Origin of the sequence: Levilactobacillus namurensis DSM 19117 (genome assembly GCF_001434785.1) — a bacterium.
Classification (GTDB): domain Bacteria; phylum Bacillota; class Bacilli; order Lactobacillales; family Lactobacillaceae; genus Levilactobacillus; species Levilactobacillus namurensis.
Window position 1 is genome coordinate 1 of record NZ_AZDT01000043.1, and the last position, 17,086, is coordinate 17,086.

Annotated in this window: 14 protein-coding genes and 1 riboswitch; of the genes, 8 read left to right on the plus strand and 6 right to left on the minus strand. The window is 50.9% G+C overall.

The genetic code is table 11. From position 1 onward, the window contains the following. Positions 1-96: 96 nt before the first annotated feature. The gene (locus tag FD30_RS06870; RefSeq protein WP_056944422.1) at positions 97-1,269 is read right to left on the minus strand and encodes an MDR family MFS transporter; all 1,173 of its coding nucleotides are present in this window, start codon (positions 1,267-1,269) and stop codon (positions 97-99) included. A 231-nt stretch (positions 1,270-1,500) separates the two neighbouring features. Here FD30_RS06870 and FD30_RS06875 point away from each other — a divergent pair, with 231 nt between their 5' ends. The 4 genes from FD30_RS06875 (at position 1,501) to FD30_RS06890 (ending at position 6,397) form a co-directional block, all read left to right on the plus strand. Continuing rightward, positions 1,501-1,728 carry a heavy-metal-associated domain-containing protein gene (locus tag FD30_RS06875; protein WP_056944423.1) on the plus strand — a complete coding sequence of 76 codons (228 nt, stop codon included), beginning with the start codon at positions 1,501-1,503 and terminating at the stop codon, positions 1,726-1,728. Positions 1,729-1,759: 31 nt separating this feature from the next. After that, on the plus strand, positions 1,760-2,314 hold the full coding sequence (locus tag FD30_RS06880; protein ID WP_056944424.1) for a Dps family protein: 555 nt from the start codon (positions 1,760-1,762) through the stop codon (positions 2,312-2,314). A 959-nt stretch (positions 2,315-3,273) separates the two neighbouring features. Next, positions 3,274-5,175, plus strand: coding sequence for a heavy metal translocating P-type ATPase (locus tag FD30_RS06885; protein WP_056944425.1), 1,902 nt, complete (start codon positions 3,274-3,276; stop codon positions 5,173-5,175). 226 nt (positions 5,176-5,401) lie between these two features. Continuing rightward, a complete protein-coding gene (locus tag FD30_RS06890) occupies positions 5,402-6,397 on the plus strand; it encodes a glycosyltransferase (RefSeq protein WP_056944426.1) in 996 nt (331 codons plus the stop codon). 76 nt (positions 6,398-6,473) lie between these two features. Here the strand turns inward: FD30_RS06890 and FD30_RS06895 are convergent, their stop codons facing one another. Continuing rightward, positions 6,474-7,304, minus strand: a complete 831-nt coding sequence (locus FD30_RS06895) for an Ig-like domain-containing protein (protein WP_056944427.1) — start codon at positions 7,302-7,304, stop codon at positions 6,474-6,476. A gap of 675 nt (positions 7,305-7,979) precedes the next feature. On the opposite strand from FD30_RS06895, the gene zwf reads away from it, so the two are divergent. From zwf to FD30_RS11440, 3 genes are all read left to right on the plus strand, one after another. After that, positions 7,980-9,467 carry a glucose-6-phosphate dehydrogenase gene (gene zwf, locus FD30_RS06900; protein ID WP_024747030.1) on the plus strand — a complete coding sequence of 496 codons (1,488 nt, stop codon included), beginning with the start codon at positions 7,980-7,982 and terminating at the stop codon, positions 9,465-9,467. A 258-nt stretch (positions 9,468-9,725) separates the two neighbouring features. Continuing rightward, entirely contained in the window at positions 9,726-11,168 is a 1,443-nt protein-coding gene (gene gndA, locus FD30_RS06905; RefSeq protein ID WP_024747028.1) for an NADP-dependent phosphogluconate dehydrogenase, read from the plus strand. A gap of 182 nt (positions 11,169-11,350) precedes the next feature. After that, positions 11,351-11,971: a helix-turn-helix domain-containing protein gene (locus tag FD30_RS11440; protein ID WP_082604835.1), complete on the plus strand. Its 621-nt coding sequence runs from the start codon at positions 11,351-11,353 to the stop codon at positions 11,969-11,971. 10 nt (positions 11,972-11,981) lie between these two features. Here the strand turns inward: FD30_RS11440 and FD30_RS06915 are convergent, their stop codons facing one another. After that, a complete protein-coding gene (locus FD30_RS06915; protein ID WP_056944428.1) occupies positions 11,982-12,458 on the minus strand; it encodes a hypothetical protein in 477 nt (158 codons plus the stop codon). 35 nt (positions 12,459-12,493) lie between these two features. Then, positions 12,494-13,135 (minus strand): SDR family oxidoreductase, encoded by a 642-nt coding sequence (locus FD30_RS06920; RefSeq protein ID WP_056944429.1) that lies wholly within the window; start codon positions 13,133-13,135, stop codon positions 12,494-12,496. 287 nt (positions 13,136-13,422) lie between these two features. Here FD30_RS06920 and FD30_RS06925 point away from each other — a divergent pair, with 287 nt between their 5' ends. Beyond that, positions 13,423-13,767, plus strand: a complete 345-nt coding sequence (locus FD30_RS06925) for a hypothetical protein (RefSeq protein ID WP_024747024.1) — start codon at positions 13,423-13,425, stop codon at positions 13,765-13,767. 58 nt (positions 13,768-13,825) lie between these two features. Here the strand turns inward: FD30_RS06925 and FD30_RS06930 are convergent, their stop codons facing one another. Together FD30_RS06930 and FD30_RS06935 are read right to left on the minus strand one after the other, a co-directional pair. Further along, the gene (locus FD30_RS06930) at positions 13,826-14,389 is read right to left on the minus strand and encodes a redoxin domain-containing protein (RefSeq protein WP_056944430.1); all 564 of its coding nucleotides are present in this window, start codon (positions 14,387-14,389) and stop codon (positions 13,826-13,828) included. 212 nt (positions 14,390-14,601) lie between these two features. Continuing rightward, positions 14,602-14,764, plus strand: a riboswitch (M-box (ykoK) riboswitch). 727 nt (positions 14,765-15,491) lie between these two features. Beyond that, positions 15,492-16,775, minus strand: coding sequence for a cation:dicarboxylate symporter family transporter (locus FD30_RS06935; RefSeq protein WP_056944431.1), 1,284 nt, complete (start codon positions 16,773-16,775; stop codon positions 15,492-15,494). Between the last annotated feature and the right edge of the window lie 311 nt (positions 16,776-17,086).

The window sequence follows — 17,086 nt, forward strand, 5'->3', positions numbered from 1 at the left end:
CATAGGAGCACCCCGTCGGGTAACTTCTATGCCTCTAAGCTTAGTATTTTTTTAGACCAGCGTCCGATTAGTCAGCCAGTTTTAGTTTCATCACGCTTAGTCTTGCTTGATCCGGCGGTGGCGAATCTGCCGATTGTGCACCATCACGGCGGCCAAGGACAGCAACATGATGGCCGTGACCGACCAGAACAGCGATTGATAACTGCCATACTCGATCAACAGGCCACCATAGAGGGGTCCCACGGCTCGACCGAAGGAAATCGCCATGTTGTAGAGGCCTTGGTACTTCCCTTTATCATTGTTCCCCGCCAGACTGTCGATCCAGGCTGGCATCCCCGGGAACCCGGTCATTTCCCCCACCGTCAGGATAATCATGGTCACCACGAACGTCGCGTAACTCTTCGCAAACACCAAGATTAAGAAGGAGAGGACAAAGATCAACGTTCCCGTGAAAATCTGGGTACTGAGTTTTAGATTCGCGCCCAGGCGGTTAACTAGGGGTTGGCCAAAGACAATCATCAAACCGTTCAACGTCCACAACAGACTGTATTTCTCAAAAGAAATCCCTAAGCCGGTCATGTGGACCGAGATGACACTCTCCCACAACGAGTAACTCAGGTACAGGCAGAAGACCATCAACGCAATCAGCCAAATCAACCGGAGATGGGCGGGTTTAGCCGGCCCCGTCGCCCGTTCGGTCTTTTCAGTAACCAGGTTGACCCGGAAGTCCGCCAGTAAGATCACCAGTTGAATCAGGTAGAAAACGGCCGCGACCGAGAAGACCAAGACGACTCCGTGGTCCATCAGGTACCCCACCATCAGGGTCCCAATCACGACCCCCAAGTTCATCCCAATATAGAGGTAGTTAAAAACTTTCCGGCTGGCAATTGTTTTAACGTTGGCTGCATACGAATTGACCACAGTCATCACGATACCGTCGCCCAAGCCAATGAACAGCAACAGGATACCGAAGATTGGCCACCCGTGGAAGAAGATCAGTGTGACCATCGGTACCAGCGAACAGACCGTTCCCAACAAACCAGACTTAAACGGTGACCAGTTATCGAACAACCAGCCCCCCAGCCAGTTGCCTAGAATCATACACAGGGACATCCCCAGGAGCGCGACCCCCGCTAAGGCCAGTGTTTGGTGGAGTTGATTATGCATATACACCGTGGTCAAAGGCCACATACACGCCGCCGCAGCGTTCAGGAGTAAGGTCGCGGCAAGAATCCCAAAGAGACTCACTTCTTGCTTGATTTTAAACATGTTGTTCCCTCACTTATTCTTTCATCTAATTGGCTTTATTGTCGCATAATTACCGGGAAAGCGAAACACCTACTCGGCGCCATCCCCAAACTAATCAGCGGGCGAATTTTCCACTTTTTAAAATTAATGGCGAAAAAAAGCAACTTTTTTCGACAACTTGATTTGAGTCAAGTATTTTCCGGTCTGCCGACCGTATACTAACTTATGTAATCAAGACAGGAGGAATTCATTATGAATAAAGTAACCATGAAATTAGACGACCTGACTTGCCCATCTTGCATGACTAAGATCGAAGGCGCCTTAGGCAAGCACGACGGCGTGAAGAACGTCAAAGTCCTGTTTAACGCCAGCAAAATCAAAGCTGAATTCGACGACAGTGAAACCAACGCCGATGACCTGGCTAACGTGGTCACCGACTTAGGCTACACCGTCAAGAGTTCCAAAGTAAAAGCACTCTAATCTCGCCAAAACGAAAGGAAGTTATCTCCCAATGACCACTACTATTGAAGACCGCTACGCTGCTGAACAAGCTCAAACTGAACACGACCACCACGTCCCAACCGCTGGGGCCATGACCAACCACATCCTGGCTAACCTGCACATCTCCATCGTGAAGTTCCACCAAGTTCGCTGGTCCGTTAAGGGGCCGTTAGCCCTAAGCGTTCGGCAACTGCTGACCGAGTACATCGCCACTTACCGGCGTCAATTCGACGCTTTAGGTGAACTGTTACTCGACGAGGGTGAAATCGTCTCAACCACCACTCAGGAGTATCACGATTACAACATGCTCCAAGAAGGCGGCGACAAGAAGTACTACAGTGCTGAAGACCAAGTTAACGAACTGGTCCACGACGCCGACACCCACAACCTCTTCATCGACCGGGCCATCAAGTTAGCCGAAAAAGAGGAACGGCCAGCGCTTGCAGCCTTCTTAGTTGACTTGCGGGGGACCAATAACCACATCATCCGGGAGCTCCAAGCCCTCTTAGGCAACGATGCCCGCGACGGCCTGGATGAAGACGATGATGACGATGACGAAGACTAATTCTCACTAGACTGCGAGCTAGTAAAGCCCCACTTCCATGCCGGAAGTGGGGCTTTACTTTTGGACAGAATGGTCGCAACGGCGCCGTTTTAAATCTAAGAAGTGTTCCATTGGCCACCGAGTTGAGGCGATGACCAATGGGGGTGCGGTGGGGCAACCGCCTTATCGGGTAATGAAGTACAAATCTAGCTGGAGGCCCCGTGATGCTTGTATCATGGTTGTCCTTAGGTGTTGCAGTAATTTCCTTGCTGTACAGCATCTACCGAGACAACAAAAATAGCCTTTCCCTCAAACTTTGGCCGGTTTGGGAAAGACCAATGATCATGTAACTAAATCCTAATTCTAACTAACAGTCATCGTTCTTGAAACGGCTACAACTGTTTTTCTGGAGATAGACGCTCAAGAGTTGATCTCTTTTTCTACGCGCTCAATATAACACATCGAAAGAGACGAAATACTAAATTGCAAGTTTTTGATGAGTCTCTTGATGAACTTACTTTTAATCATCATGATCACTAGATTCCGAGGCATACTCAAAACTTGGCATTCACGTGACTATGTATCCAAGTAAGGAAGAAACTCCTGCCTTGGATAGCTGGTATTGTGGCGTTAACCCCCTTGTATGGCTGGGTTATAACTCTCTCAATTCACAATAGATAGAGCCAGTAACATCACAATACCGGCCAGTTAGCGGCCCTGAAATTCACGCCAATTCCCAAAAATTATCCCCTTTTTTACCAGACTTGATTTGCATCAAGTTAATCCCACCGAGTCCGGCCCATAATAGGTCCTGTTAAGTGATCAGCGATGTGTTCATCAAGCTAGCTAATCTTTTTTCACCAACTTGATTCACATCAAGTTAATCATCGCCGATCCGCCTTATGATGAACACATCAATTAGCAATCATCAATTTATTCAAACCGTCAGCCATAGCAATTTTAGAAAGGAACGATTTCTCATGGCATTTCAACGTTATATCTATCAACACACCACTCCCATTACTTTCTGGTCCGCGGGCCTAATCGTCCTGGGCTTCCTCAACGCCTGGTTCACCCACGTCCCGTACGTCACCGACACGGCCTGGATCATCGCCTCCGTAATCGCCGCTGCCCCCATCGTCTTACGGGCCATCAGCGCATTACGCGCCAAGGTCTTCAGTATTGAACTCTTAGTCGGTATCGCCGTTATCGGGGCCTTCGCGATTGGTGAATTCGAAGAATCCGCCATTGTGACCTTCCTCTTCCTCTTCGGTTCTTACCTGGAACAGAAGACTTTAGCCAAGACTCGGGGCGCCATTCAATCCTTAACGGAAATGGCACCCACCACCGCCACCCTTTTAGCAGACGACGGCTCGACCAGTGAAGTCGACGTCGACGACCTAGAAGAAGGCAACGTGGTCTTAGTCAAGGCCGGGGGCCAGGTCCCTGTCGATGGTAAAGTGACCGACGGCTCTGGCTACGTCAACGAAGCCTCCATTACCGGTGAATCCCGGCCCATCAACAAGCAATCTGGTGACGGCGTCTACTCCGGGGCCATCGTGGAAAGCGGGACCCTCCAGATCGAAGCTACCCAAGTCGGTGACGAGACCACGTTCTCCAAGATCATCGAATTGGTCGAAGAAGCCCAAGACACCAAGTCTCCTGCCGAAAAGTTCATTGATAAGTTTGCCCAATACTACACGCCCGCAGTCTTAGTCATTGCGATCCTAGTCTTCATCTTCTCCCAAAACTTACGGTTAGCCATCACGGTTCTGGTTCTGGGTTGCCCTGGGGCCTTGGTCATCGGTGCGCCCGTCTCCAACGTTGCCGGTATCGGGAACGGTGCCAAGCACGGTATCTTAATTAAGGGGGGCGACGTGGTCGATAGTCTGGCCAAAGTCGACACCTTAGTCTTCGATAAGACGGGTACCCTGACCACGGGTAAGATGACGGTTGCGGACATGCAACGTTACAGCAAGGATGACAGTCTCTTAGCTGGTGTGGCCCAAGTCGAACAGGCTTCTGACCACCCCTTAGCCCAAGCCATTACGCAACACTTAGCCGCTCACCTGCAAGCCGCTACTGGTGCCATGGACACCCAGACCGTCAAGGGTCAAGGGATGGTCGGCACCTGGAATGACGCCCCACTCTACGTTGGGAACGCCAAGTTATTGACCGCCAACGGTATTACGTTAACGGATCAACAGGAACAAGACCTCCACAAGATGCAAGACGAAGGTCAATCCACGGTCTTAGTGGGTTACCAAGGCAAGTTAGCCTACATCTTAGGTGTCGCTGACCAGATTCGGCCAGAAGTTCCAGCCGCACTCTTAGCCTTGAAGCGTCAAGGCATCAAGCACTTAGTCATGTTGACCGGTGATAACCAAGCCACCGCCGACGCCGTTGCCTCTTCGCTGGCAATCGACGAAGTTCACGCCGACTTACTTCCCGCTGACAAGGTCAAGTTCGTCAAGAAGTTCCAAGACCAAGGTCGTAACGTTGCCTTTGTCGGTGACGGGATCAACGACAGTCCTTCCTTAGCTACGGCCAACATCGGAATCGCCATGGGCGGTGGGACCGACGTCGCGATCGAAACGGCCGACGTGGTCTTGATGCAATCCAGCTTCACCGCTTTGAACCACGCGGTCGGGTTAGCCAAGAAGACCTCTGCGAACACCAAGCAAAACATCACGATTGCCATCTTGACCGTGGTCTTCCTGTTAATCGGTTTAATCTACGGTTACATCTACATGGCCAGTGGGATGTTCGTTCACGAAGCGTCGATCCTGGTCGTCATCTTCAACGCGATGCGCTTGATTGGATACAAGCCACGGGTCGCTAAGACTGCGACGCCAGCCAAGCAACAACTCGCAACCAACTAATTCAATTCTCCCAGTTTTTCCTCCAAAGGCGTGAGCTTCCCAGCTCGCGTCTTTTTTACGCCCAGCCCCTAATTTCAGCAAGTTGTTTCCGGTAGGTCCTAAGCAGTTGACACCCTTTTTTAAGACACCTACAATTAAGAAGATTAACCAACTGATAAGTCGTGAGACGCTGACCCGCTGGGATTGAGGGCGCATTCACGATGCACGTCTCTAGGGGGGACTGACTATGGCAAAACACGCTTTAATCTATACAGTAAGCCGGCTAGATATCCTGTTAACGGCCACATCACTAGCCTCAGTCATCGACCACTACCAAAGCGCCGAGCCTCTGGACGTCTTGGTCATGGGTGACGACATCTTCAACTCAGACATTGAACTGGTGCGGAGTCTGCCCGAGCGGTTCCATAAGCCCCAGGTGAAGGTCTACTTCTTCAATCCACCGATCACCCGGGCCGACTTCGACGACTACCACAACGAGCGGTTCCCACTGGTGGTGACCTGGCGGCTCTTCGCTCCCAGCTTCTTCCCGAACTATGACCGCCAGCTCTACTTAGATAACGACACCCTAGTCTACGGCGACATCACCCCGATGTTCGACCTGTGCCCGGATGACAAGCTCTTTGCGGCCGTGCCCGACTTTTTCTACTATAGTCAAAAGGCCGTCTTCCAAAAGCCCGAGTTCCCCGAACTCAAGGACTCGCAGAAGTACATTAGCTCTGGGGTGATCCTATTCAACGTGCCCCTGTACAACCAGAAGGTCCAGCCTCAAAAGTTGATCGACGCCCTGCACCACAACACGGCACGGTATCCGGACCAGACCTTACTCAACCGCTTGGGAGAAGGTCAGATGGCGTTTCTGGACTTCACCTATAACTTCCAGAAGGATGCTAGCTGGCTGAAATGGGTCAAGACCAACTTTCCGGAAACCTATCCCGACTTCGAACGAGCTAGTCACCACGTCTTGATCCGGCACTTCGTGGGCTACCTGTTACGGTCCCGTCCTTGGCAGCACCTGGCGAGTTACGACCAGTACGAACGGGACTTCTGGCACTATGAAATGCTGGTCCGCCAATACTTCGTCGATAAGAGCCAGCAGCTGGGCTACGACACCGCTAGCCGGTTAGATAACGCGGGGTTAAAGGGCAAGAGTCTGCGTGACAAAGCCTTCAATCCGCTCCTCGACGCAGATGACAACGATGACGAAGACCAGCCGGCTGATTAAGCGCCCGCATTTACCACACTAACCAAAAAGGCGCTCTTCCCGTTTGATGGGGAAGAGCGCCTTTAACTAACTTGGTTTAGTTCTTAGTAAACGTCCAGTTAGCTGCTGGGGCAACGCCGGCCTTGGTCTTTACGACCTGGTTCTTGGCGTTAACGATCTTGAACTTCTTAGCGGACGTGAACCGCAGGTAGAATGAGGAAGCCTTCTTGGCGCCCTTAGGCGTGTAGGTAATCTTCCAGAACGTTGGGGTCTTAGCATCAACGTCGTACTTCGCGTAGGATACTAAAGTCTTAACCTTCTTACCATTCTTGTACAGGGTTTGGTTGTAACCCGTCTTTTGACTGAAGACAATCTTTTGGGAGTACTTCTTGGCCGTGTTAGACTTCCAAGTTCCCGTAGGCGTCTTAACGCCGTAGCTGACCGTCTTCTTGGCCGTAGTCTTCTTAGCTGCGGTCTTCTTCGTCGTGGTCTTTTTAGTCGTCTTCTTCGTTGACTTCTTGGTCGTAGTCTTCTTGGTAGCTGCCTTAGTTGCCGCTGCCTGAACCCGGATGATCCGGTAGAAGTAAGCCTTAGTCTTGGTGTTCGTCGCGTAGACGTACACGTTGCTGTTCGTCTTTAAGGACTTGGATAACTTAACCGTGAATTTCCCCGTCTTGCTAGAAGCCGTCGCACTACCCAAGACCTTCTTAGCGTTCTTAGACTTCTTAACTTGGATCTTAACACCCTTAGTCGCCGTCCCCGTAACCTTCTTAGCGTTACTGTAAATGGCGTTGACCTTCAGGCTTGGGCTCACGTAAGTCGACTTAGTCGATTTCGCGGCATTGGCCGTGATTGGCGTTGCGGGTACCGTCGCCCCCAACGTTGCTAACGTGACTAATCCAGTTAATGCAACCATCATTTTTTTCATTGTTCAGACCCCTTAGTCTCGTCGATGGTCAGCCACCGACACTTTTTTTAACCGTCTCGTAGTATAACAGATTTCGTACAATTTAGTTACATAAACTTTGCAGAGTTTAGCTTTTCTTTAGCAAACTAAAAACGTCCTTAAATTAACTCCTCAATTAGGAGGGACAATCCTTGCATCGATCCGCGATTCTGGGTAAATTAACGGTGACGAGTCGGGGGCGTTTCCGCTGATCACCAGATGGGAACTTTAGGTGGTACCGCTAGAGGTGATCTTGGGGACCCGACCCGGGGGCCTAAATGCTGTATCGACCCATCTAGGTTTGCATTTTAATGGTACCGATTACAAAAAAGCGGTTCCACGAAAGCCGTTTCCATAGCATTTCGCACTGATTTATTTTGTTTTCATGAAAGCGGGAATTTAATGAAAACGTTGATTCTACGGCATTGCAACCGGTTGTCAAAAATTTAAATTCTTGCTTTAAAATGGTCGCTTTTCACAGGCGGGTAGCGTATAATGAATTTCGAAGTGGTCTAGACGAAAGCGCTTAGACCCTCGCGGTAACGAGTTGAACTTGCCCTTCTCGTTTTAACCGATGTACAACCCGTGTTCTCAACACGTAACTTGCTAGAATCATATAACATCACATTAGAATTTCACTTAAGGAGTGACTATCTCGTGGCAACTGAACGTACAGCTTTATTCATGTTCTTCGGTGGTACCGGTGACTTGGCTTACCGGAAACTTTACCCGAGTCTTTTCAACTTATATAAGAAAGGCAATCTGCGCACGCACTTTGCTGTTCTCGGGACGTCTCGTCAAACTATGACCGATGACAAGTTCCGGGCCGCTATCAAGAAGTCACTGGCGGACAGCGGTAACCGTGCTGATTCCAAGGAAGCTTCGGACTTTATCTCCCACTTCTACTACCAGGCTCACGACGTAACGGATACGGCGCACTACTCCGTCTTGAAGGATGCCGCCGAAAAGTTGGACAAGAAGTACAAGTTACAAGGTAACCGGATCTTCTACCTGTCCATGGCCCCACAATTCTTTGGCACGATTGCCCAAGACTTGAAGACCCAAGGCTTAATGTCGACTAACAAGGACGCTTTCAACCGTCTGGTTATCGAAAAGCCATTCGGTCGCGACTACGACTCTGCTAAGCAATTAAACGACGCCTTAAGCAAGTCCTTCGAAGAAGAACAAATCTTCCGGATCGACCACTACTTGGGTAAGGAAATGATTCAAAACATCGAAGCCCTGCGGTTCGGCAACACGCTGGTTGAATCCCTGTGGAACAACCGGTACATCGACAACATACAAGTCACGTTGTCCGAAAAGCTAGGGGTCGAAGAACGGGCTTCCTACTACGATAACAGTGGGGCGCTGCGTGATATGGTCCAAAACCACATCATGCAAATCGTCAGCCTGTTAGCCATGGAACAACCGGTCGCCTTCACGGATACCGATATCCGGGCTGAAAAGGTCAAGGCACTACGGAGCCTGCGGGTCTACAACGTTGCGGATGCCGCCACTAACTTCGTTCGGGGCCAATATGGCGCCATCGATAACCAACCCGACTACCGTCACGAAGACAATGTCCCACACGACTCAACTACTGAAACCTTCGTGGCCGGGAAGTTGTTATTCGACAACTACCGCTGGTCCGGGACGCCATTCTACGTCCGGACGGGTAAGATGTTAGCCGACAAGTTCACTCGAGTGGACGTGGTCTTCAAGAAGCCGTTAGTCGACATCTTCGCGTTCCCCCAGAGTCAATCGACGCCACTGGCGGCCAACGTTTTGACGATCTTCGTGGAACCACACGCTGGGTTCTCCCTGCAGTTGAACGCCAAGACTGCCGACGCTGGTTTCCAGACGGAACCTATCAAGTTGGACTACATGGTCGATGCTGCCAAGTCCGCGGAAACGCCAGAACCTTACGAACGTCTGTTGCATGACGTCTTGAAGGGTGACGGGACCAACTTCTCCAGCTGGCCAGAAGTCTCCTACGCTTGGAAGTTCGTCGACCAGATTCGGCGGGTCTGGGACTTACAAGAACCACAGTTCCCGAACTACACGCCACATTCTATGGGACCTGCTGCGGCTGAAGAACTCATCCAACGCGATCACCGTGAATGGATCTACCGCTTAAACAAGTAATCAATAGCACTCTAAAAAATCCGTTTCCTTCTGCTCAGAGGGGAAACGGATTTTTTTGCGTTGAATAGTGCCATTGACGGTTTGATTGTGACGAACGCCAGAGCAACTCACCCATTTCAGCCACTACCCTCCCCTTTTTGAAAACGTCGTTCCGGTTTTCAAAAAGTAAGTCATATTATTTCACTTTCACTTTGTGAGATGATACACTTAACGCTGTAAAGCCTGATTTTAATTCTGATACACAAAGGAAGGTTACTAATGGCAGACAAACAAGCAAACATTGGTGTTGTTGGTATGGCGGTCATGGGCAAGAACTTAGCCCTGAACATTGAAAGTCGCGGATACACGGTTGGAATCTACAACCGTTCCGATTACCGGACCAAGGACGTCATGAAGGATCACAGCGACAAGAACTTGATTCCAAGTTATAACGTTGAAGACTTCGTGAAGTCCCTGGAAACGCCTCGGCGGATTCTCTTGATGGTCAAGGCTGGTAAGCCAACTGACGCCGTCATTCAAGAACTCTTACCATTGCTGGACAAAGGTGATGTCCTGATTGATGGTGGGAACACGAACTTCCATGACACCATGGCCCGGAACGCGGAACTCGACAAGTCCGGGATCAACTTCATCGGCATGGGGGTTTCCGGTGGTGAACTGGGTGCCTTACAAGGTCCTTCCCTGATGCCTGGCGGCCAAAAGGAAGCTTACGACCTAGTTGCCCCAATCTTGGAACAAATCTCTGCTAAAGCACCGCAAGATGGCAAGCCATGTGTCTCCTACATCGGCCCGAACGGTGCAGGTCACTACGTTAAGATGGTCCACAACGGGATCGAATACGGTGATGAAGAGCTGATCGACGAAAGCTACAACATCATGCGCAACGTTGCCGGAATCTCCGTTGACGAAATGGCGGACATCTTCAAGGAATGGAACAAGGGTGAACTTGATAGCTACTTGATCGAAATCACCGCTGACATTTTGACGCGTAAGGATGACTTGGGCGACGACAAGAACTTGCCAATCGTCGATGCCATCTTGGACCGTGGGAACAACAAAGGAACTGGTAAGTGGAGTTCCGAAGATGCGTTGAACATCCAAGTGCCACAATCTGTCATCACCGAATCCGTTTACGCCCGGTACATCTCCATGATGAAGGACGAACGGGTCAAGGCTTCCAAGGAATTGCCAGCTGCTGCCAAGCAAGGCAAGGCCGAAATTGGTGACAAGACTGAATTCGTTGAAAAGGTTCGTCAAGCCCTCTTCTTCAGTAAGTTGATGAGTTACGCCCAAGGGTTCGAACAACTCCGGGTCGCTTCCGAAACCTACGACTGGAACTTGAAGTTTGGTGAATTAGCACAGATTTGGCGTGGCGGATGCATCATCCGGGCCCAATTCCTGCAAAACATCACGGATGCCTTTGAAAAGGATCCTAAGTTGAGCAACTTGTTGTTCGACAGCTACTTCAAGGACATCGCAGCCAAGTATCAACAATCCGTTCGTGACGTGGTTGCTACGGCCGTTCAAGCCGGGATTCCAGTCCCAAGCTTCTCCGCTGCCATCACCTACTACGACAGTTTCCGGGCAGAAGTGCTGCCAGCAAACTTGCTGCAAGCACAACGGGACTACTTCGGTGCTCACACCTACGAACGTCGTGACCGTGAAGGAAACTTCCACTACTCATGGTACGAAGAACAATAAATTTAAAGTCTTAAAAACGCTAAACGACGTCGCTTGCGGCGTCGTTTTTTTGTTGCCAACAAAAGACTTCCACTAATTTCCCCAAGCCGTCTAAGCCCGGTCCAGCAACCATGCTTAGAATCTTTGCTCGTCTTTTAGGGTGACCTTTGCTATGCTGAACTTAACTAAGGGGAGATGATCCAATGGAATTTGGAGAACGGTTGAAACAAGCTCGCCAGGCCCAGCACTTAACTCAGGCCACCGTGGCCCAAGCGCTAAACGTCACACGACAAACCATTTCGAGTTGGGAAACGGGTCATAGCTATCCCGACATCGACAGCCTGATTCGCCTGAGTGATTATTACCACCTGTCACTAGATACGCTGATCAAGGAAGACGCCGGCGTTACCGAAACGCTGCGTAAGCCCGAAGTCCTCCGCCGGATCCGGCCAATCACCCAGTTACTTCTGGTGATCAACGTCTGCTTCATCGTGGCGATCCTTTTTACCCAACACCTGCTGATCGCTAAAATCACGCTAGACGTGATGGGCCTGCTGAACCTTTTAGCCATTACGCGCCTGCGGGAATTTACGGACGCCATCAGTGACGATTCATCAATCAGCCGGTGGCAGCGTTGTCGTCGTTGGGCTTACCTGATAACGCTCCTGCTAACACTGATGACAATCATCAGCTGGCTCACTCTAGCCGGTCCGCTGGCCAACAACCTGACCATTCTCTGCGGTGCACTGTGGCTGGCCATTCTCCTGGCCGAATTCAGTACCCGGCACGATCACCGCACCACCAAAAAACGCAATGCTGATTAGCATTGCGTTTTTAAGTGCGCGTCCAAGAGGATTGGACGTCGCTGGTTAATAAATCATTTAATAGTGGCCGCTTGGCCGGTTTATCCAAGAACTGGTAGGCGCGGGGTGCCACGAATCCCGGAAACTTGGCCCGTAATTGGTCACGCGGCACCAAGGATAGGGTCGCTGCGGTCCGAATCGGCAATGCCAGTCCCCGCTCAGCGGTGCCAAAGTACTGCCGCAACGCCGCCGGGTCGTCCCGTTGCACTTGCATCCCCCGTTGAATCAGGGTCGCAACGTCGCCCTCTTCCGGCTGGTCAACGTCTAAGAAAAGGCCGACACCGCCCTGCGGCCCCGTGATGCACACGAAGGCCTGAAACGGGTGCGCGAAGAACCGTTTGCGAAATTCCAGAACCTTTTCCTGACGCTGAATCCGGGTCGCCATCGCCGGATGCAACGACATTAACAGTGTTGGTTTTGCTGGCTGATAGAGCGTTCGCACTAACATGGGAACCTCCCTTTATGATTCTAGGTTACAAGCACCTACAACTGGTCCAACAGCTCCGGCAAACTCAGCGTTCCACTCAGTAACGGAACGGTCTTGCCAATCGTCCGGTCGTCGTGGAGCGCAGCCACTAGAAAGGCGGCCACGTCGGCCCGGGAGATGCTCCCCACGGCTAACGGATCACTCTGGAACCGACCGGTCGGTGCGTGAAAGGACAGCGCGCCGGGCTCTACGATGGTGTAGGCCAAGTGGGTCTGATGGGTCAGCCAATGGTCGGCGTAAAACTTCGCAACGTATAGCGGCTTCAGCGGGTCAGCCCACCGATTGCGGTCTTCCGCAAACAACATGCTGATCATCAAGAACCGCGAAACTCCCGCGATTTCCGCAGCCTGCATGGTCTTGACCGCCCCATCTAAGTCAATCAACAGGGTCATGTCATCCTTGGTCCGACCACCGGAACCAGCCGCAAAGATCACGGCGTCCACCCCCAGCATCGCACTGGCTAGACGCTCCGGCTTGCACAACAGGTCGATTCGCCGAACGGTCACGCCCAGGTCTTCCCAGTCCTCACCGTCTTCTACGGGACTCAAGCCAGCCAGCGGCACGTCGCCACGTTGCCGCAATTGGGTCACTAACTGGCGACCAATCTGTCCGTTGGCCCCCACAACTAACACTTCCATCTTCCACTAACTCCCCTTTCCCGCATCTATGCGGGTGGTCTGCTGACTAGGCCAGTGAGTTACTTCACCGACCTAGCCGTCTAGGTTCTTATTATACACTACGGCGCCGTAGCGCTCACCGCCTGGCAAATTGATGAGAATATCTACTGGTTGGTCAAATTGAAAACGGAATCACCCGAAAAATGATTGCGGGAGACTTTACCCGACCACAAAATGTGCCATAATAGATTTAGAAGACTGATCAGCGGTGGTCAGCAGCATGAGTATTTTAGAGGAGGTTCCACGCTTTGGCAGATTCAACTTTAATCACGGACTTAGACGAAGGCGCACAGGACACGGCGTTAACTGAGTTCGCCCACTTTTATTTACGGCACTACAAGACCAACGATTTGGAAATCTTATCTGATTTTCGGGTCGACTATTCAATGAACGATATCAACACCTACCTGTTTGAAAACCGGTTCTTCTCCCCCGACCAATTGATCGCTGGTGTTCTGCGGAACAAGCGGCAATTGTTCCTCAATATCTTAAAGACCGTGGGGATTGCATACAACGCCGATGGTTCCTTAAAGGACACGACTTGGGAAGATTGGTACGCCCAACGGTACGCCCAAATCAAACAAGGTCTGTAATTCTTAAATCTACAAAAAAGGGAGCGGAAAAAACCGCTCCCTTTTGTCATCTCTAAGTTTAAAGCTTCCCAACCAAGTCGGTCCCTGGCTTCAGGGTCGCATCGCCCTTGTGCCAGTTTGCGGGGCAGACTCGGTCGCCGTGCTCAGCTACGAACTGGGCGGCGGTCAACGTCCGTAAGACTTCTTCGGCATTCCGGCCGATTCCCATGTCATTGATCGTGTAGGAACGGACTTTGCCTGCCGGATCCAGAATAAAGACGCCCCGGTAAGCTTGGCCCAAGTCCGCGTTTAAGACTTGGTAGTGCCGTGCTAAGGTGCCCGCCGGGTCGGCCAACATCGGATACGCGACCTTACCGACCTCAGGGCTCCGTTCGTGCCAGGCTTGGTGCACGAACTCCGTGTCCTCGGAAACACTGTAGATCTCAGCGTTTTGGGCCTTAAATGCTGCGTAGTGGTCCGCTAAGTCGCCTAGTTCCGTTGGACAAACGAATGAAAAATCAGCCGGGTAAAAGAAGAGAATGGACCAGTGGCCTAAAAGATCCTGCGTTGTGACCGCGTGAACGTCCCCATCCTGATAAGCGTTGACTTGAAAATCGGGTAATTCGGTTCCAATAAAGTTCATAAAAAACTAGCTCCCCTCAAATTCTAATCTCTGACTCTTCTTTAGCATACGCGTTTTTTGCCCACTAATCAAGAATCATTCTAAACTAGTTGGCTGGACTAATTTACGAAACTTCCACTCCGAAAATTGCGTTCAATGCGTCGATCCGAGTTAGGTCGGCGTGTTTTGGTTGCGTTTTGGCCAACCATCCTTTATACTAACCAGTGTAATCAATTAGAAGCTGTTAGGTGAGGCTCCTATACGGAAAATGCTACTACTCAGAAACATCGAGAGATGCCAATGAGTCAGCTGTTCAGGTCAACGAAGGCCTGATCTAATGTAGCTGTTGAACAAACTACGCCGTATAGTGCTAAAACTCAACGACTAGCCTGTTTTAAACTCGCATGAATTTCGATGCGCCCAGCTAGTCGTTGCTGGGCGCTTTTAATTTATCTAGACTTTGACCTTAAAGGAGGTGGGAACAATGACAACAGTTAAAGATGACCCCGGATCGTGTTGTGATCACTTGCCGGTGGGAAAGTTCGTCAGCGTTCACACCTCTTGGTTGACGCTTTGACGTGACCGCGACCCGCTTTCCCGTCTCGGACGCCGTTGCTTGATACGGCGATCGATGCCGACTGCATTAAAGCTACTTGTTCGGTTCGCCGTTTACCTCAAACGGGATCAACGTTGTAGTTGATCAGCTAGCCGTTTGACTTTCTCGAATTCGTTTGGGAACCGACCAGTAGCCCCGTCTACGGACCATCCAAGCTTGAGCCACCCCATTTTTTCGGCCCAATCCAGCCATGATGCATTGACGTGCTAGCCAGGATTCTGGGCTTCACCGTTGAAGGAATTCAGCGGGGAGAAAGTGGCCAGTGACTGACGCCGTGTCCGTTTGAACGCCAAGATGCCGTTTGTATCGAAAAGTCTCGTTATGCCAAACCGTCATCGAACGGTTAATCATCGTCACTTGGCAACCCCATGGGCTGATGGGAATCACCCCGCAAGCGCGCCCAGCGTGACCTGATTGCGCTGGCATAACGCCAACAACTCTTGATCATAAAAAAACGCACCTGCCAGATCATTAACGATCTGACAGGTGCGTTTTGCGTTTAATCAGTTAAGCTTCCTTATGCCGAATCTGGGCTAAGTAGGCCTGACTCTTTTCTTCACTGAATTCATGTTCTGATTTACCGATAACCACTGTGGCTAAGGAGTTCCCCACCACGTTGACCGCGGTCCGGCCCATATCTACCAGTCGGTCGATACCGGCGATGAAGGTCAACCCACTCATCGGCACACCAATCGTCGAGACGGTCGCCAACAGAACCACAAAGGACGCTCCAGGTACCCCGGCCATCCCTTTACTAGTGATCATCAAGACCACTAGCAAGGTGATCTGTTGCCCCAGACTCAGGTGAATGTTGTAAGCCTGAGCTAAGAATAAAGCGGCCAGTGATTGATAGATGGCGGACCCATCCAGGTTAAACGTATAGCCGGTCGGAATCACGAAGGACACGATACCTTGACTGACCCCGAACTTATCCATCTTATCGATCAGCCGCGGTAACGTGGCTTCAGAACTGGCCGTGGAGAAGGCCAAGACGGCTTCATCCTTGATCACCACTAAGAGTTCCCAGAGCCGGAACCCGAAGAGCCGGGCAACCAGTCCCATGAAGACCAGGATGAACAGGAGCATGGTCCCGTACGCCAGCACGATGAAGTATCCCAGCGGCGCTAGGGCCGATAGCCCCATTTGCGCAATCGTGACCCCAATCAAGGCACAGACCCCGATAGGTGCCGTGTGCATGACCCAGTTCGTGACCTTGAACATGACTTGTGAAACGGCGTCCAGGAAGTCGATGATGATCTTACCCTTTTCACCGATTGCCGCCGTTCCTAGTCCGAAGAAGACGGAGAAGAAGATGACTGGCATCATGTCCCCTTCACCCAACGACTTGAAGAAGTTGGTCGGGATGATGCCCATGAGGGTCGCCCAGATGCCCGTATTCTTGGCTGATTTGGCCGTAGAGACGTATTGACTGATATCCGTACTATGTAGTTGATGAATGTCGATAAACGTCCCAGGATGGAAAACATTCCCAATCAGCAGCCCTAACGCAATTGCGATGGTGGTCATGACTTCGAAGTAGATAATGGTCTTCCCACCGACCCGACCGAGTTTCTTGATATCGCCCATGTTGGCGATACCGACGGTCAGACACGAGACCACGATTGGCAGCACGATCATTTGAATCAGGCCGATAAACATGTTCCCTATATTCTGCATGGCGGTGATGGCGAGTTTATTCTCGTAGAAGACCGCTCCAAGTACGATTCCCAAGATTAAGCCAATTAGGATTTGCCATCCCAGACTTAATCGGTAGTTCCGATACCTTTTCATCCTTTTTCCACCCATTCCTAGTCTTAAGTTGATTTTCAAACTCTTTCACCAAAACATCACTTCACTATCATAGCACACGGACCGTCATCCGACGCAGCCCAGTGACTATGTTGCCCGATAATCTGGTGATTGCTTAACCAAGCCGTCTACCATCTCGACCTTAAAAACCGCCGCGCGGTTAAGACCCAGTCGCGTAACCGGTTTCTATGGTTTTCTTGACTAACAGTTCAGCCATTTAAATTGGCGTGAAAATACAAAAAAAGAACCCAATCACTGGGTTCTTCACGTCGCGTGGCAACGTCCTATCCTCG

Bases quoted from the DNA above. Each gene is read 5' to 3' on its own strand.
- FD30_RS06870 (WP_056944422.1), bottom strand. From the start codon at position 1,269: ATGTTTAAAATCAAGCAAGAAGTGAGTCTCTTTGGGATTCTTGCCGCG.
- FD30_RS06880 (WP_056944424.1), top strand. From the start codon at position 1,760: ATGACCACTACTATTGAAGACCGCTACGCTGCTGAACAAGCTCAAACT.
- FD30_RS06885 (WP_056944425.1), top strand. From the start codon at position 3,274: ATGGCATTTCAACGTTATATCTATCAACACACCACTCCCATTACTTTC.
- gndA (WP_024747028.1), top strand. From the start codon at position 9,726: ATGGCAGACAAACAAGCAAACATTGGTGTTGTTGGTATGGCGGTCATG.
- FD30_RS06930 (WP_056944430.1), bottom strand. From the start codon at position 14,389: ATGAACTTTATTGGAACCGAATTACCCGATTTTCAAGTCAACGCTTAT.
- FD30_RS06920 (WP_056944429.1), bottom strand. From the start codon at position 13,135: ATGGAAGTGTTAGTTGTGGGGGCCAACGGACAGATTGGTCGCCAGTTA.
- FD30_RS11440 (WP_082604835.1), top strand. From the start codon at position 11,351: ATGGAATTTGGAGAACGGTTGAAACAAGCTCGCCAGGCCCAGCACTTA.
- FD30_RS06875 (WP_056944423.1), top strand. From the start codon at position 1,501: ATGAATAAAGTAACCATGAAATTAGACGACCTGACTTGCCCATCTTGC.
- FD30_RS06935 (WP_056944431.1), bottom strand. From the start codon at position 16,775: ATGAAAAGGTATCGGAACTACCGATTAAGTCTGGGATGGCAAATCCTA.
- FD30_RS06915 (WP_056944428.1), bottom strand. From the start codon at position 12,458: ATGTTAGTGCGAACGCTCTATCAGCCAGCAAAACCAACACTGTTAATG.
- FD30_RS06890 (WP_056944426.1), top strand. From the start codon at position 5,402: ATGGCAAAACACGCTTTAATCTATACAGTAAGCCGGCTAGATATCCTG.
- FD30_RS06895 (WP_056944427.1), bottom strand. From the start codon at position 7,304: ATGAAAAAAATGATGGTTGCATTAACTGGATTAGTCACGTTAGCAACG.